At 61.0% G+C, this 16,056-nt stretch carries 14 protein-coding genes; 9 read left to right on the top strand and 5 right to left on the bottom strand.

Translation table 11 applies throughout. The features are described 5' to 3' along the window. Positions 1 to 6: 6 nt before the first annotated feature. Genes A37O_RS0112755 through A37O_RS0112745 form a run of 3 tightly spaced genes read right to left on the bottom strand, consistent with a single transcriptional unit; the run spans position 7 to position 4,472 of the window. Positions 7 to 1,344, bottom strand: a complete 1,338-nt coding sequence (locus tag A37O_RS0112755; protein ID WP_018297895.1) for a M1 family metallopeptidase — start codon at positions 1,342 to 1,344, stop codon at positions 7 to 9. Next, positions 1,341 to 3,308, bottom strand: coding sequence for a prolyl oligopeptidase family serine peptidase (locus A37O_RS0112750; RefSeq protein ID WP_018297894.1), 1,968 nt, complete (start codon positions 3,306 to 3,308; stop codon positions 1,341 to 1,343). The genes A37O_RS0112755 and A37O_RS0112750 overlap by 4 nt, the downstream gene beginning before the upstream one ends. A 27-nt stretch (positions 3,309 to 3,335) precedes the next feature. Continuing rightward, positions 3,336 to 4,472, bottom strand: a complete 1,137-nt coding sequence (locus A37O_RS0112745; protein WP_018297893.1) for an alpha/beta hydrolase — start codon at positions 4,470 to 4,472, stop codon at positions 3,336 to 3,338. 505 nt (positions 4,473 to 4,977) lie between these two features. On the opposite strand from A37O_RS0112745, the gene lpdA reads away from it, so the two are divergent. Further along, a complete protein-coding gene (lpdA, locus tag A37O_RS0112735; RefSeq protein ID WP_018297891.1) occupies positions 4,978 to 6,390 on the top strand; it encodes a dihydrolipoyl dehydrogenase in 1,413 nt (470 codons plus the stop codon). Between the two features lie 66 nt (positions 6,391 to 6,456). On the opposite strand, the gene ramB is transcribed toward lpdA, so the two are convergent. Next, entirely contained in the window at positions 6,457 to 7,860 is a 1,404-nt protein-coding gene (gene ramB / locus A37O_RS0112730) for an acetate metabolism transcriptional regulator RamB (protein ID WP_018297890.1), read from the bottom strand. Positions 7,861 to 8,310: 450 nt separating this feature from the next. On the opposite strand from ramB, the gene A37O_RS0112725 reads away from it, so the two are divergent. From A37O_RS0112725 to A37O_RS15510, 8 genes are all read left to right on the top strand, one after another. Then, on the top strand, positions 8,311 to 9,069 hold the full coding sequence (locus tag A37O_RS0112725) for a succinate dehydrogenase cytochrome b subunit (protein ID WP_018297889.1): 759 nt from the start codon (positions 8,311 to 8,313) through the stop codon (positions 9,067 to 9,069). A 16-nt stretch (positions 9,070 to 9,085) separates the two neighbouring features. Further along, positions 9,086 to 11,095, top strand: coding sequence for a fumarate reductase/succinate dehydrogenase flavoprotein subunit (locus A37O_RS0112720; RefSeq protein WP_018297888.1), 2,010 nt, complete (start codon positions 9,086 to 9,088; stop codon positions 11,093 to 11,095). Further along, complete coding sequence (locus A37O_RS0112715) at positions 11,095 to 11,844, top strand: succinate dehydrogenase/fumarate reductase iron-sulfur subunit (RefSeq protein WP_018297887.1); 750 nt, start codon at positions 11,095 to 11,097, stop codon at positions 11,842 to 11,844. Before A37O_RS0112720 ends, A37O_RS0112715 begins: the two co-directional genes overlap by 1 nt. A 77-nt stretch (positions 11,845 to 11,921) precedes the next feature. Continuing rightward, a complete protein-coding gene (locus A37O_RS0112710; protein WP_018297886.1) occupies positions 11,922 to 12,290 on the top strand; it encodes a hypothetical protein in 369 nt (122 codons plus the stop codon). A 115-nt stretch (positions 12,291 to 12,405) separates the two neighbouring features. Next, positions 12,406 to 13,734 carry a DUF445 domain-containing protein gene (locus A37O_RS0112705; RefSeq protein WP_026196366.1) on the top strand — a complete coding sequence of 443 codons (1,329 nt, stop codon included), beginning with the start codon at positions 12,406 to 12,408 and terminating at the stop codon, positions 13,732 to 13,734. A gap of 30 nt (positions 13,735 to 13,764) precedes the next feature. Beyond that, the gene (locus A37O_RS0112700; protein ID WP_018297884.1) at positions 13,765 to 14,394 is read left to right on the top strand and encodes a CGLAU_01105 family protein; all 630 of its coding nucleotides are present in this window, start codon (positions 13,765 to 13,767) and stop codon (positions 14,392 to 14,394) included. After that, positions 14,395 to 14,703 (top strand): DUF2516 family protein, encoded by a 309-nt coding sequence (locus A37O_RS0112695; RefSeq protein ID WP_018297883.1) that lies wholly within the window; start codon positions 14,395 to 14,397, stop codon positions 14,701 to 14,703. 5 nt (positions 14,704 to 14,708) lie between these two features. Beyond that, a complete protein-coding gene (locus A37O_RS15510; protein ID WP_018297882.1) occupies positions 14,709 to 15,248 on the top strand; it encodes a beta/alpha barrel domain-containing protein in 540 nt (179 codons plus the stop codon). On the opposite strand, the gene A37O_RS0112685 is transcribed toward A37O_RS15510, so the two are convergent. Next, the gene (locus A37O_RS0112685) at positions 15,217 to 16,053 is read right to left on the bottom strand and encodes an LmeA family phospholipid-binding protein (protein ID WP_018297881.1); all 837 of its coding nucleotides are present in this window, start codon (positions 16,051 to 16,053) and stop codon (positions 15,217 to 15,219) included. The two genes, A37O_RS15510 and A37O_RS0112685, sit on opposite strands and share 32 nt — an antisense overlap. Positions 16,054 to 16,056 lie beyond the last annotated feature (3 nt).

The following is a 16,056-nucleotide window of genomic DNA, read 5'->3' as shown; positions in this document are numbered from 1 at the left end:
TCATAATTAAGGACACTCCGGCAATTCGGGGCGCTCCAACCAGGTGTGCAGGAGCTCGTCGACACGCGATGTTGCGAGCTCTTGGCCGCGTGCGGCCGTGTACAGCTCCCGCTTCAAATCCTGCACCTCGACCACGGAATGGCGACCGGTCGCAACGTAGCGGCGTATGGCTTGGAAGAAGGCCTCGTCGCCAAGCAAGCCGCGCAGCGCGTGCAACGTGATGGCGCCGCGCTTGTACACGCGATCGTCGAACATGTCGCGCGGACCGGGATCGCCGACGACGATGTCCTGGGGCTTCTCCGTCAGGATCTGATACTCGGCCTCCACGTTGACCTGTGCCGGCGTGCCCTTGTGCTCGAACCAGAGCCACTCGGCGTAGCAGGCGAAACCCTCGTTGAGCCAGATGTCGTCCCACTGGGCCAGCCCGAGCGAATTGCCGAACCACTGGTGCGCGAGCTCGTGGGCGATGAGCCGCTCCCAGCCCTCGAGGTGGTTGACGCCGAAAATCGACAGGCCCTGGGCCTCGAGCGGGATCTCGAGCTCATCCTCGGTGACCACGACGGTGTAATCGGCAAACGGATACGGCCCGAAGGTCGACTCGAAGAAGTCGAGCATCTCCTGCTGCTGATCGAAGGCATCGGTGGCGGCGTGCTCCGGCGACAGCCAGGCGTGCGTGTTGCGACCCAGATCCACGCGAACGTATTCGCCGACCTGCACCGTGGCCAGATAGGAGGCCATCCGATGCGTCGTCTCATACGTCCACGTCGTGCGGCTGCCGCCCGACTGCTTGCCGGTCAGCACACCGTTGGAAATGACCACATACGGGTCGTCGGCGCTGATCCGGATGGAATAGCTGGCCTTCTCATCGGGCGTGTCGTCGCAGGGGAACCACGTCGGCGCGCCGATCGGCTGGCTGGCCACGAGCGCACCGTTTTCCAGCTCCTCCCAGCCGATCTCGCCCCAAGTGGTGCGGCGCGGGCGCGGGTTGCCGCCATAAAAAATCGTCAGCGTGAACTCGGTATCCACCGGCACCTCGTTCTTAAACGTGATGCGCAGCTTCCCACCGGATTGCTTAAACCGCGCCACCTGCACGGTCCGCCCCGCGGAGCCCTGCGCCGTGACGCGCCTAGCCACCATGTTCGGCTGCAGATCCAACGTTAGGCCGCTCAGTGCTTTCCAATTGTCCATCCGCAGCGTCGCGGTACCCTCCAGCCGATTCGGCTCGACCCGGTAAGCCAGATCGAGGTCGTAGTGGCGGATATGGAAGCCGAGGTTGAAATCGACGCCGGTGTACGTATCGCGGGTACCGGGAACAGGGGTGGAGCGCAGCCTTTTGAGAATCATGATGCGGGAGAGTCTACTCCAACGTGTGCATCCAGCCACGAGTAGATCAACCCTTCCACGCGCGCGGTCTGTTCGTTGTCGGCGGCACCCGCGTGCCCGCCCTTGGTGTTCTCGTAGTAGTCAACGGGTTGGCCGGCCTTGGCCAGCGCGAGCGCGAAGGTGCGGGCGTGCGCGGGGTGGACGCGGTCGTCGCGGGTTGAGGTGGTCACGAGTGCCGGCGGGTAGTCGCTTTGCGACGACACGTTCTGCAACGGTGACCACCGCTCAATTGCCGCGCGTTCCTGTGGGTCCTCGGGGTCGCCGTATTCGGCCATCCACGAGGCTCCAGCCGACAGCGTGTGATAGCGCAGCATATCGGTGAGCGGAACCTGGACTACTGCGGCGCCGAAGGCCTCGGGGTACTGGGTCAGCGCGCCCGAGGTGAGCAGGCCACCGTTGGAGCCGCCGCGAATGCCGATTTGCTCGGGCGTGCAATAGCCACGCGCGACGAGGTCCTGGAGCACGGCATGGTGGTCCTCCCAGACTTTATGCCGGTTGGTTTTGACCACCTGTTCGTGCCAGGCCGGGCCGAATTCGCCGCCGCCGCGCAGGTTGGGTTGGACGTAAAAGTAGCCCTTCTCCAGCCAGGCGAGCCCGCGCACCGCCGAATACCCGGGGGTCAGCGAGACCTCGAAGCCGCCGTAGCCGCCGACCAGGGTGGGCCGGGCGCCGAACGAAAAGTCGCCGGTGATGAAGTAGGGGATCTCGGTGCCGTCGGCCGAGCGCGCCCAGTGCTGACGAGTCTCCAGGCCCGTGGCATCGAAGAGCGCGGGGGCAGACTTAATAGGTTCGCTTCCACGGTACAGCGTCGAGGGCGTGGTGAAAGAAGATGCGTTGATCCAGTATTCATCGCCGTCCAGCGGGCTGGTGGCAACAATGCTTGCCGACGAGTTCTCCGGCAACTCCAGCTCCGTGCGCTCCCAGGTGTCAAGCGTGAAGGCCGAGATGTGAGTGACCACGTCCACCAGGGTGGTTACCAGGACCTGCGACTGGGTAAAGGAGATCGCATCGACGGAGGTATGGGCATCGGGTTCGATGAGAGTGGTGAAGGTGGGGGAGCCGGCCAGGACGTCGTCGAGAAGCGACACCGCGAGTGCGCCCGCCGTAACCCCTGCGAAGCCGGTGCGGGGCAGGACGAAGAGCCATTGCTTGTGCGGGATGGCTTCGCAATCCCGCGGGATGTCCAGGAGCTGGCCATCAACGGAGACTTCGGTGGTGTAGAAATCGATTGCGCGGGTGGTTACGGTGCGTTCGAAACCGGGGGTGGAATCGTAGCCTGCGGCGACGAGGACGTCGGTGGGCTCGCCTTCGGCGATGATTTCGGCCACGTGGATGTCCTGGCCACGGTGCCAGCGCCGGACCTGGCGCGGATAGCCGGACTCGGTGAGCGAACCCTCGCCGGTGTCGGTGCCCACGAGCAGGGTATCCAGATCGACCCAGCTCACATCGGTTTTCGCCTCGGGCAGCGTGAAGCCGTCGGTGATGAATGCGCGGGAGGGGATGTCGAATTCGCGCACGACGGAGGCGTCGGCGCCGCCGCGGGAGAGACGTACGAGCGCACGGTCGTGGTGCAGGGGGCGCACGGTCGCACCCTTCCAAACCCAGTCCTCGTCCTCAACGATGGCCATCTTGTCGATGTCGAGGAGGATCTCCCACTCGGGATCGTCGGTGCGGTAGCTCTCCAAGGTGGTGCGGCGCCACAGCCCACGCGGGGAGGCGGCGTCGCGCCAGAAGTTATAGAGGTACTCGCCGCGACGGGAGACGTACGGGATGCGGGCGTCGGTGTCTAACACCTCGCGGATCCGGTCCTCGAGGGCGGAAAAGTCCCGTTGAGAAAGGGTCTGAGACGACCAATCCTCGGCCCACGCAAGGGCCGAGGATCCGGTGATGTCGTCTAACAGCTGGGGGTCAATCGAAGTGCGCATGACCCCAGTCTAGGGCGTGGAGAAAAATTACAGCCCGAATGCTGGCTTAATGGTCTTGGTCCACGACAGCTCGAGGTCCTCGCGCCAGCTTGGCCAGGAGTGGGTGCCGGTGTTGCGCAGCTCGTAGTGAGTTCTGTCAGCCATGCCCAAGGAATCGGTCTTAGCCTTCAGGTCGTGGGTGCACTGGTTCATTGCAGCCTCGATGACGCCGCCCTCAACCTGCAGGACACCTGCCTGTGCCGACGCGGTAGTAGCGTCCATGCCACGATCGCGGTAGTAGCCGGCCATGTCGGTTTCGCCAGCCAGGCCGGTACCGGTAGAGACGTAGAGCTTGGTGTTGGTGTCCTGGAAACGGTGCGCGCTCAGCAGCGCATCGTTGTGACGGTTGTGACGGCTGCCCATAGGGCCGACCATATTCTCAGGTTCCGAGCCACCGCGGTTGACCGTCAGGCGCATGTACTCGTACGTATTGAAGGTCGAGGTAGCAGCGCAGCCAGAGAAGGAGCCCACCGCGTCGTAGAAGCCCGGATTGTGCTGGGCGTGCAGCAGGGAAGAGGTTGCCGACATGGAGAAGCCGACGGTTGCGCGCTGGTTGTTCGCGCCCAGCTCAGCCTCGATTGGGCCAGGCAGTTCCTTGGTGATGAAGGTTTCCCACTTCTGCGGGCCACCCTGCAGGTAGCGGGTGTTTACGTCATCTTCCCAGTCCATGTAGTAGCTGAAAGCACCAGCCTGTGGGATGACAACGTTGACACCCTTGTTCTGGTAGAAGTCCAGGCCTTCGGTCTGGCGCAGCCAGTCAGCGTCCTGCTCGGCGCCACCAGCACCGTTGAGCATGTACACGGTAGGAGCATTGTCCACGCGGTTGCCGTCTGCGTCACGCGCAGGAATCACGGCGACAGGGATCTCGCGGTTATTCATCGACGGCGAGGTGACAATGTAAGCCTCAACCTTATCGCCGTCAACGTAGTCCGCGTACCACTGCTGTGGCGCACCGGTGGTGACCGCGTTAGGAACATCTGCCGAGGTCATTGGGCGGACAGTGCCAACGGCAGCGTTGCCGGCAACTTCAGCTGGGGTTACGGTTGCGGACTGGGCAACTGGCGCGGCGCCAAGTGCAATGGCGATCGCTGCGCCGGCAGCGAGGACGGAACGCTTGAGCTTCATATGGCGAGGCTTCCTTACCTTAAAAATAATTGTCAGAACAATGGGGTATCGTACCGCGGTTGCCAATTGTTAGCAGGATGTGCGGAATAATCTCACAGTCGACCCTAAACTTCGCCACCCTGTTGCGCAAGTGGTATCTGGGATTTAGATTGTTTGAGTAATGTCGCTCAATCTTCTGTGAAATACCTGTAACAATCTGGCCGTTTCCAGCGACAGGCACTTGAGAGACTTCCCAGATATCCCAGCCGCAATAGATTAAGGAAAATAACAGTGTCCATTCTTGAAATCATCCAGGTTCAAATCAACGAGTTCCTCGGCCAGTTCGTCCACATGGGCTCCTCCGCATCTTCCCAGGCTGCACTGATGCTGGGTTTGATCTAAGCGTCACTCCCTCCGACAAGCCTCTGCCAGAAAATGGCAGGGGCTTTCGTCGTTAAGCGAACTCGTGCCCCCACAGGGGTGCAAAACACACACCTCTATATGAAAAGGACGTATCCTGTGAGGCGTGACTAATGAACATTATGACGTAGTAGTACTCGGCGCAGGCCCTGGTGGCTATGTGGCCGCCATCCGCGCAGCACAGCTCGGCAAAAAGGTTGCTGTTATTGAGAAGCAGTACTGGGGCGGTGTCTGCCTGAACGTGGGCTGCATCCCTTCCAAGTCGCTGATCAAGAACGCCGAAGTGGCGAACACTTTTAACCACGAGAAGGATGTCTTCGGCATCAAGGGCGACGTGACCTTCGATTACACCGACGCTCACAAGCGCTCCCGCAAGGTCTCCGACAAGATCGTCGGCGGCGTGCACTACCTGATGAAGAAGAACAAGATCACCGAGATCAACGGTGTGGGCTCCTTCAAGGACGCGAAGTCCATCGAGATCACCGAGGGCGACGACAAGGGCAAGACCGTCACCTTCGACGATTGCATTATCGCGACCGGTTCCGTGGTCAACAGCCTGCGCGGCGTGGAGTTCTCTGAGAACGTTGTTTCCTTCGAGGAGCAGATTCTTAACCCTGAGGCGCCGAAGAAGATGGTTATCGTCGGCGGCGGCGCAATCGGTATGGAGTTCGCATACGTTCTTAACGCATACGGCGTCGACGTCACCGTGATTGAGTTCATGGACCGCGTCCTGCCAAACGAGGACAAGGAAGTTTCGAAGGCCATCAACAAGGTCTACAAGAAGCTGGGCGTGAAGGTCCTTGCTGGCCACGCCACCACCGCTGTGCGCGACAACGGCAGCTCCGTCGAGGTGGATTACCAGAAGAAGGGCACCGACAAGACCGAGACCATCACCGTTGATCGCGTGCTGGTGTCCGTTGGTTTCCGTCCTCGCACCGAGGGCTACGGCCTGGAGAACACCGGCGTTGAGCTCACCGAGCGCGGCGCGATTGCTATCGACGATTACATGCGCACCAACGTCGAGCACATCTACGCCATCGGCGATGTCACCGCGAAGCTGCAGCTGGCTCACGTCGCTGAGGCGATGGGTGTTGTCGCGGCCGAGGTTATCGCCGGCGCTGAGACCCAGACCCTGGGCGATTACATGATGATGCCTCGCGCAACCTTCTGTAACCCACAGGTCGCGTCCTTCGGCTACACCGAGGAAACCGCGAAGGAGAAGTGGCCTGAGAAGGACATTAAGGTCGCATCCTTCCCATTCTCCGCGAACGGTAAGGCTGTTGGCGCGAACGCGACTGAGGGCTTTGTCAAGATCGTCGCTGACGGCGAGTACGGCGAGCTGCTCGGCGCGCACATGGTCGGCGAGGGTGTTTCCGATCTGACTCCGCAGCTGACGCTGGCTCAGAAGTACGACCTGACCGCGGGCGAGATCGCACGCAACGTGCACATCCACCCAACATTCTCCGAGGCCATGAAGGAAGCTGCTCACGGCATCGAAGGTCACATGATCAACCTGTAGTTCGCTTCACGACGATTGCCCGACCACAGCAGTGGCCGGGCTTTGTTGCGTCTTGGGGTCCCGGGGTTAGTACGGTGCGATCGCGGTGGAGTGCGGGTCGATGTCGAGCGGCATGTGTACCGCCGGGAAGGCGCGCTGGGCACAGTTCTGGCGCGGGCAGACGCGGCAGCCGGCGCCGATCTGGTCGGCCTGCTCGGCGTCGTCGAGAGGCAATCCGGAGGCATAAATGGTGCGCTCGGCGTGGCGGGTCTCGCAGCCTAGGCCGATAGCGAAGAGCTTGTCGGTGTCCTGGAACTTGCGGCGGTGGTGGCGCACGGTGCGCGCGACCCACAGGTAGGTGCGACCGTCGGGCATCTGGGCGTGTTGGCGCACGATGTCGCCGGGCTGAGCGAAGGCGTCGTAGAGTGCCCACAGCGGGCACGTGCCGCCGGAGGTGGAGAAGTGGAAGCCGGTGGCCGACTGGCGCTTTGACATGTTGCCGGCCCGGTCCACGCGTACGAAGGTAAACGGCACGCCGCGCAGGTTCGGCCGCTGCAGGGTGGACAGCCGAGAGGCGACGGTTTCGTAGCCCACGCCGAAGATATTAGAGAGGTATTCCACGTCGTAGCCGGCTCTCTCAGCCTCGGAATGGATCAGGCCGTAGGGCAGGATCGTGGCGGCGGCGAAGTAGCTGGCCACGCCGCGGCGGGCGAGGTTGACTGAGGATTCGTCGGAGAGTGGTTCGTCGACAAGTTCATCGTCGATAAGCGTGCCCGTTTCTAGATAGGCCAGCTCGCTGGCCATGCGGAAGGCGCGCTGGCCGGTGGAGAGCAGCGTGGACAGAGAAAGGACGCCGCGCTCGGCGTCGAAGGTGTGCAGGGTGCCGTCGACGGCGGAGGAGTCCTCGACGGTGATGTTGTGTTTGTCGCGCAGGCGCGCCTCGAGGGCTTCCTCGGTGTCGCGGATGCCGAAGCGCTCGATGCCGAGCTCGGCCGCGAGGTCCTCGGCGGTGTGGTCGATCTCGTCGAGATAGTTCTGGCGCGAATAGAAGAAGTCGCGCACCTCGTCGTGCGGCATGGAGATCGCGGAATCGCTCGTGGTGCGCTGATCGGTAGCGATGGTGAGCTTGTCGCGAACGTTGCGATAGCGCCGGTGCATGTCCACCATGGCGCGCGCGACCGTGGGGTGGTTGTACACCAACTCGGAGAGCTCTTGGAGTTCGACGTCGCTGGCCGCGATTTCTTGGTCGCCGACGACGTCTTTGAGCTCGGCGAGGAGACGGGAATCGTCGTCACGCGAAAAAAAGGTGGCGTCGACGCCGAAGGCCTCCGTGATGCGCAGGAGCACGGGCACGGTCAGTGGCCGCACGTCATGCTCGATCTGATTGACGTAGCTGGCGGACAAATCGAGTGCGGAGGCCAGAGATGCCTGGCTTAAGTTTCGCTCGCGGCGCAATTGGCGGAGGCGCGAGCCCACGTACGTCTTTCCCATGCGCACATCTAACCAAAAATTGTGAAGAATTGTGTGGGTATGGCTGCGAAAAAAGTTAACTCTCAGGCAAATCGGATATTCCCCTGCAGGTGGATTTTTGGGTCCGTCGAAAGTAGGACCACTTTGGGGGTGAAAGTTAGTGGGAACTGACCGTGCGATGGGTGGTGGTGGCAAAGATCACAGGCGGCACCTACTTCGGGCACCTGTGTAGCCGATGTGAAGAGTCGAAAAACATTGTGTGAAGTCGAATCGCGCAGCACGTAGGGTGACCTGCACGCATTCTTCGCAGAGTTGCGAAGGTGGCTCTGTTAGGAAGCGGGGAAGTGGCGAAGAAAACCGCCAGGGGCGAACCGCCTGCGGAAAGGGGGTCCGACAGTGTGAAATGGAAAATCGTGTAACTAGGACGTGACCGACTTAACCACGTAGAGTGATTACGACACTGGAGGTGCCATGACTGTACAAAACGCAGACCGTGACGCAATTCGCCACGGTAAAATTACCGAAAAGCCGCTGCGCGAGCGGCCTTCGTATCCAACGTGGGCGCTGAAGCTCACAATGGCCATCACCGGCCTGATCTTCGCGCTATTCGTACTCGGCCATATGGTCGGTAACTTGAAGCTTTTCATGCCAGACCACGGTGGCGTGCCTGCGTTGGACACTTACGGTGAATTCCTGCGCACCATGGGCGAGCCACTGCTCCCACGCGAGGGCTTGCTCTGGATTATCCGCATTGTGCTGCTGGTCTCGATCGTGCTGCATATTTACGGCGCATTCGCCCTGCACGGTCGCTCGAGCCGCTCCCGCGGTAAGTTCAAGCGCACCAACCTGATGGGTGGAACGCAGTCCGTCGCTGCACGCTACATGCTGGTCACCGGCGTTATCTTGCTGCTGTTCATCATTTTCCACATCCTCGACCTGACGCTGGGCACCGTTGTTGCTTCCAGCTCGTTCGAGCACGGTGCTGTGTACAACAACATGGTTGCAACCTTCGCCCCCGAGCGCTGGTGGGTCACCCTGGTTTACGTTGTTGCAAACCTGGCTCTGTTCCTGCACCTCACCCATGGCATCTACCTGGCTGTCTCCGACCTTGGTTGGTTGGGCAAGCGCGGCCACGTGATCATGGTAATCCTGGCGTACTGGCTGCCAGCCATCGTTGTCATTGGCAACATTGTTATGCCGTTGTCCATTACATTCGGTTTGATCTCGTAGGAGGAGCTAAGCAAACATGACTACTGATCAGGGCGCACAGCGCGCCGAATTTACCCACCCGACATCCATCGTCGAGGGTGTTACCGCGGGTACCATCCTGGAGAGCAACGAGCCGAAGGGCGTCCCAATGCGGGACATGTGGAACTACAACAAGGACCACATGGAACTTGTTTCTCCACTGAACCGTCGTAAGTTCACCGTTCTCGTTGTCGGTACCGGCCTGTCCGGCGGTGCCGCAGCAGCAGCACTCGGCGAGCTCGGCTACAACGTGAAGTCCTTCACCTACCACGACGCTCCACGCCGTGCGCACTCCATTGCTGCGCAGGGTGGCGTGAACTCCGCACGTGGCAAGAAGGTCGACAACGACTCCGCTTACCGCCACACCAAGGACACCGTGAAGGGCGGCGACTACCGCTGCCGCGAGTCCGACTGCTGGCGCCTGGCCATCGAGTCCGCTCGCGTGATCGACCACATGAACGCCATCGGCGCACCATTCGCTCGCGAATATGGCGGCACCCTGGCAACCCGTTCCTTCGGTGGTGTGCAGGTCTCCCGTACCTACTACACCCGTGGCCAAACGGGCCAGCAGCTGCAGCTGTCCACCGCGTCGGCTCTGCAGCGCCAGATTCACCTGGGCAACGTGGAGATCTTCACCCACAACGACCTGGTTGACCTGATCGTGACCGAGAAGGACGGCAAGAAGCGCTGCGAGGGCATCGTTACCCGCAACCTGATTGACGGTTCCATCACCCCGTTCACCGGTCACGCAGTGATCCTGGCTACCGGTGGTTACGGCAACGTCTACCACATGTCCACCCTGGCTAAGAACTCCAACGCTGGCGCCATGATGCGCGCCTACGAGCAGGGTGCTTACCTGGCGTCGCCTTCCTTCATTCAGTTCCACCCGACGGGCCTGCCTGTCAACGCTGAGTGGCAGTCGAAGACGATTCTGATGTCCGAGTCCCTGCGCAACGACGGCCGTATCTGGTCGCCAAAGGAAAAGGACGACGACCGCGATCCGAACACCATTCCGGATGAAGAGCGCGACTACTTCCTCGAGCGCCGCTACCCAGCGTTCGGCAACCTGGTCCCACGCGACGTTGCATCCCGTGCAATCTCGCAGCAGATCAACGCCGGCTACGCAGTTGGCCCGCTGAAGAACTCCGCTTACCTGGACTTCCGCGACGCCATCGAGCGCCTCGGCAAGGACACCGTGCAGGAGCGTTACTCGAACTTGTTCGAGATGTACCAGGACGCGATCGGCGAGGACCCATACACCACGCCAATGCGTATTGCTCCGACCTGCCACTTCACCATGGGTGGTCTGTGGACGGACTTCAACGAGATGACCTCCATCGACGGCCTCTTCGCTGCCGGCGAGGCATCCTGGACCTACCACGGCGCGAACCGTCTGGGCGCGAACTCGCTGCTCTCGGCTTCCGTTGACGGCTGGTTCACCCTGCCGTTCACCGTGCCAAACTACCTGGCAAACCACCTGGGCGAGCCTGTTCTGGCTGAGGATTCCGCGGCCGCTCAGGAAGCTGTCAACCGTTCGAAGGCACGCCTGGACAAGCTGATGAGCGTCGAGGGCCCGAACCCTCACGGCTCTGACTACTACCACCGCCAGCTCGGCGAGATCCTGTACAAGTACTGTGGCGTTTCTCGTAACATCGAGGGCCTCAAGCAAGGCATCAAGGAAATCCGCGCGCTGCGCGAGGATTTCTGGACCAACGTCCAGGTTCCTGGTGGCACCGACTACATGAACCAGGCGCTCGAGCAGGCAGCACGCGTTGCTGACTACATCGACCTGGGCGAGCTCATGTGCGTTGACGCACTCGATCGTGACGAGTCCTGTGGTGCGCACTTCCGCGACGACCACCTCTCCGAGGATGGCGAGGCAGAGCGTGACGACGAGAACTGGTGCTTCGTTTCCGCATGGGAACCAGCTGGCGAAGAAAAGTTCGTCCGCCACGCAGAGCCACTGTACTTTGAATCGATTCCGCTGATGACAAGGAACTACAAGTAATGAAACTGACACTTGAGATCTGGCGTCAAGCCGGACCTGAAACCGGCGGCGCATTTGAAACCGTTCAGGTCGACGACGCTGTTGAGCAGATGTCCATCCTGGAGCTGCTCGACCACGTGAACAACAAGCTCATCGAAGAGGACAAGGAACCATTCGCGTTCGCTTCTGACTGTCGCGAGGGCATCTGTGGCACCTGTGGTCTGACCGTTAACGGTCGCCCACACGGTGCTGGCGAGAACACCCCTTCTTGCCAGCAGCGCCTGGTGAACTACAACAACGGCGACACCCTGAAGATCGAGCCTTTCCGCTCCAACGCATTCCCTGTGATCAAGGACATGGTCGTCGACCGTTCCGCACTGGATCGCGTAATGCAGCAGGGTGGCTACGTCTCCATCCAGGCAGGTACCGCACCAGACGCGGATACCTTGCACCTGAACCACCAGGATGCTGAGAAGGCACTCGACTTCGCAGCCTGCATCGGCTGTGGCGCTTGTGTTGCTGCCTGCCCGAACGGCGCAGCTCACCTGTTCACCGGCGCAAAGCTCAACCACCTGAAGCTGACCCCACTGGGTAAGCAGGAGCGTGGCAAGCGTGCCCGCCAGATGGTCGACGAGCTGGAGACCAACTTCGGCCACTGCTCCCTGTACGGTGAGTGCGCAGACGTCTGCCCAGCAGGCATCCCGCTCGAGGCTGTCGGCGCTATCAATAAGGAACGCGCACGTGCCGCATTCCGTGGCAAGGATGACTAGGATTAAACCTAGTTGTGTTTAATGTCTTGTCGGCCCCCATGCCGCAAGACAATCGTGAATGAAAGAGAGAATTGGCAATGAGTGCACATAACTCCGTAGCGGACATCAAGTCTGAGTCTCACCCGGAATACTCCGGGAAGCTCCAGGACACCTACATTGATGGCTACGACCCAGTTTCCCTGTCTGCACCTCACTCTTCCCTGGTCCGTTCCTCTACGTGGATCGGCATGGGCCTTGTGATGGCTTCGCTGGCTTTCGTCGGCACGCTCCTGTGGGGAATCGGTACCGGCATCTGGGGCACTGGTACGGCGACGGATCACAGCAGCCTGCTGATGATCATCGGCGGCGTCGGCGCTGTTGTTGGCTTCGGTCTCGGTTTCGGCCTGATCTTCCGTGGTCGTCGCTACTACCGCGAGTACCGTGAGGAAACTGGTCGCCAGAACTAATTCTCTTTGCACGAACACCCCCTTGCCCCGACGCGGAGCAAGGGGGTTTCGCGCTATTCGCACTACTATGGGCGTGAAGAGCACCTTCTGATCAACTGAAAGACTAACTTCTAACATGGGTAGACATGCTTTGTCGGAGGAATCGGCGACCGAAGCCGCGACCACAACCTCCATGCCGGGGATGAGCGCGGAGAAGGAAGCGGAACGTCGGCGCGCCCTGCGCAATCACCAGGCTTTCGCCACCGGCTTGCTGCTGATCGCGGCCGTGATTTTCCTGACGTGTTCATGGTGGCAGTCGCAGGGCACGGCACCGGGCTGGATCGGCTACGTCCGCGCCGCCGCCGAGGCGGGCATGATCGGCGGCATCGCGGACTGGTTCGCCGTGACGGCGCTATTCCGGCACCCGATGAAAATCCCCATCCCGCATACCGCGCTGATTCCGAAGAAGAAGGACCAACTCGGCGATGCACTTTCGGGTTTCGTCGGCGAGAATTTCCTCAACGCCGAGCTGATCACCGAGAAGGTCAACCAGGCCAATATCCCGGAGAAGGTCGGCCAGTGGATGGCTAAGGCCGACAACGCTGAGCTGATCTCTCGCAAGGCGAGCGAGTTCGGCGTGTACGCGATCCGTTCCCTGGATCCGAAGGACGCCGAGGATCTGATCAATTCTCAGGTCATCGCGCGCATCGCCGAGCCGACCTGGGGCCCGATCGCCGGCCGCGCGCTCGAGGGCCTCATCGCCGACGGTAAGACGGAGCCCGTCGTCGATGCGCTGATCTCGTGGGGTCGCGACAAGGTAGACGGGATGGAAGATTCCATCGTTTCGCTTATCGACGAGCGTATGCCCAACTGGGCTCCACGCTTCGCCAAGGAGCTTGTGGGCGAGAGGGTCTACAAGGAACTGGTGAAGTTCATGGAGGATGTTGACACTGATCAAAATCACCAGGCTCGCCAGGCCATCCGCAAGCAGCTCAATCAGCTGGCCCAGGACCTGCAGTTTGACGGCGAGATGATCACCAAGGTGGAGAATTTCAAGTCCGAGGTGATGGGGTCAAAGGTGGTCCAGGGGGCTGCTTCCGAGATCTGGACAAGCGTGTCCACCTCGCTCATCGACGCTCTCTCGGACCCGAGTTCCACGATGCGTCGTCGCATAGCGGAATTGTCTGTCCATTGGGGCAACAGGATCCAAACTGACGAGGAAGTCCGCTCGCACCTGGACAAGATGATTTCCGGCACTGCGTCGTACCTGGCAGATAACTATGCTGGGGAAGTGACGGGAATTATCTCGGAGACCATTCAGCGCTGGGACGCGGACGAGGCCAGCGAGAAGATCGAGCTCATGGTGGGCAAGGATCTGCAGTATATCCGCGTGAACGGAACCGTGGTCGGTGCGTTGGCTGGCTTGGTTATTTACACTGTAAATCAGCTGCTCTTTGGTGTGTAACCCAACTGATTGCGAAGGAAGTAGATCACAATGACCGAACCAAATAACTCTCTGAAAGGTATCGGGGAGGCACTGGTCAACGCGGGCGGCCGCCTGGGCGATGTCGTGGGCGATTTCACCGACCGTTTCAAGGCCGACTCGCCGGAGGGCAACGGCCTCGGAGATCAGGTCAAGCAGGCGGTGGCGCGTGCCCGCACCTCGTTTAGTGAGGCAAGCGACGCTGACCAGTACAAGCGCGCCTCTGCCTCCTTTGCGGGCGACGCGGAAAGCATCTTCCGCGATCTGGCGGGCTCCGTTTCCCGCGCGGCCCAGGGCACCAAAGACTCGGCGGAACTTGGGGCGGCCCGCGAGTCGCTGAATTCCGCAATGGATCAGATTCGCCAGGCCTTCGACCAGAGCGTCGGCCAGATCCGCGAGCGGACCGAAAAGTCCGGCACCGACCAGGACAAGAAGGAAAGTGAAGGCTTCATCAACGACATGCGCGGTCGCCTTGAGGGAATGATCTCGCGCGTCAACGAGGGCCTCGATAACGCCAAGGATTCGACCAAGGATTCCGCCAACACGGATGCTCCGGATATCATTGACGGGGAAGTCGTCACTGAGTCCGACTCTGAGTCCGACACTGACACGAAAAACCCACCTACCGGAGAAAATTCCTAAATGCTCGATGCTTCAAGCACCACGTCACTGATCGCCAGTCTCCCGTCTCTTCTAGAGCAGCTCATGTTTTTGCTGGTGGCAATCGCCGGTGTGGTGGGAGCGGTGATGGCAGCAACCACCCGCGACGACGCTTTTGAGGCGGCAAACCGCCAAACCAAGTGGATCTGGGTGGCCATCCTCATCGCCAGCGCCTTTGCTTGCCTGCTGGGGCTGCCTTTCCTCTCCTGGATCGGCGCGATTGCGATCGGCGTGTACTTCTTCGATGTGCGCCCGCATATCAACAGCATCCTGCGCGGCGACTACTACTAATCAGCATGGATGATCTCGAATGGCTGGCCACGAAGGTAGGAACCTTCGCGGTCAGCCCTACTGGTATCCAGGGTGTAGCACCGAGCCCCGCGGGCATTATCGTTGAGCCCACGCACATCACCCAAGCCCGCAAGCTCAGCGATCATGTGATCGCGCTGGCGGGCTGGCCGACGGGTCGCCACCACACGCTGGTCAAGGCCGCCGAGGCGCGGCTTGCAGGGGAGACGGGAGCCAGTGAGGTGTGGGTGGTCGTCGATAAGCTTAGCGACGAGACCGCGACCCTCTCAGAGCTCATCGCCCTGCGGCAATCCGTCGAACCGCCCGTGCGCCTCGGCGCGATCGTGCCGCAGGGGCAGGAGGCGGTGGCTGTTCAGGCTGGCGTCGACGTGATTGCTGTCGAATACGGCAGCGACATCCCGGCGGGAGAGGTGGCTGTCTACGGGGCGGTGCCTGACCTGGAGGCGACGATTGAGCTGCTCTCGGCGGGCGCGAGTCGCGTCTTCGCCGCTGATCCTATGGCTGCTTTGGGGCAGGGGCAGACGTAGAGCTAAGCTCGTCGAGGTTGACGTTGTCGCCGGTCAGGGTGACGCGGAAGCCGTCCTGAATCACGGTGAACTGCTGGATCTGCAGCGGGCCGACGAGCTCTTCTTGAATGCCGGACTCGCTGAGCTGTTTCAGCGCGTCGGTGGTCTCGGGTGGTAGGTCGAAGCCGAAGAGGCGGGACGATTCTACCTCGAACTGCAACTGGCCGTCGACCATGACGGGCAGCAGCTCGATTTCGAAAATGCCCTGGGTAATGGCCAGATCGAAGGTGCCGGAGGTCGGATTCGCGGCGATGTCCGAGATGCCGAGCACGTTGATGATCTCGGAGTAATCGCCCGCGTTGCCACCTGAGATGGCCTCTTGGAGCTGCATCTGCATGGCGGTTTCCAGGAAGTCATCGGGGATCTCCGAGGTGACCTGCAGATGGCCTACGTTGTTGTCGCCGCGGATGGACAGGTCCTTCAGCTCCACCTGGGCGGCCGGGCTGCCGTTGATGAAATCGTCGCCGATTTCCAGCGTCGACGGGGTATCCAATGTCATGCTCGGGATGGTGCCGGTGAACAACGAGAACGTCAGCGGGGTCGGGCCGAAGGAAAGCTGCGGTTCGCCCTCGACGGTAACGTTTGCCGGGATCCCCTCCTCGAAGCCGTCGCGGAACTGCTTCGACATGTACCAGCGCATGCCCACCTCGGCGACGAGGAAGAGCACCAAAATGACCACGGCGATGCTGATGAGGACCTTCCACACGGTAGATTTACCGGTGGTTTTCCCGGCTTTTTTACCGGTCGATGGTGTACTGCGACTCATTGT

It is taken from the genome of Corynebacterium lubricantis DSM 45231 (assembly GCF_000379425.1).
Classification (GTDB): Bacteria; Actinomycetota; Actinomycetes; order Mycobacteriales; family Mycobacteriaceae; genus Corynebacterium; species Corynebacterium lubricantis.
Note: the sequence above shows the minus strand (reverse complement) of the source record. Positions and strands in the feature narration are given on the sequence as shown.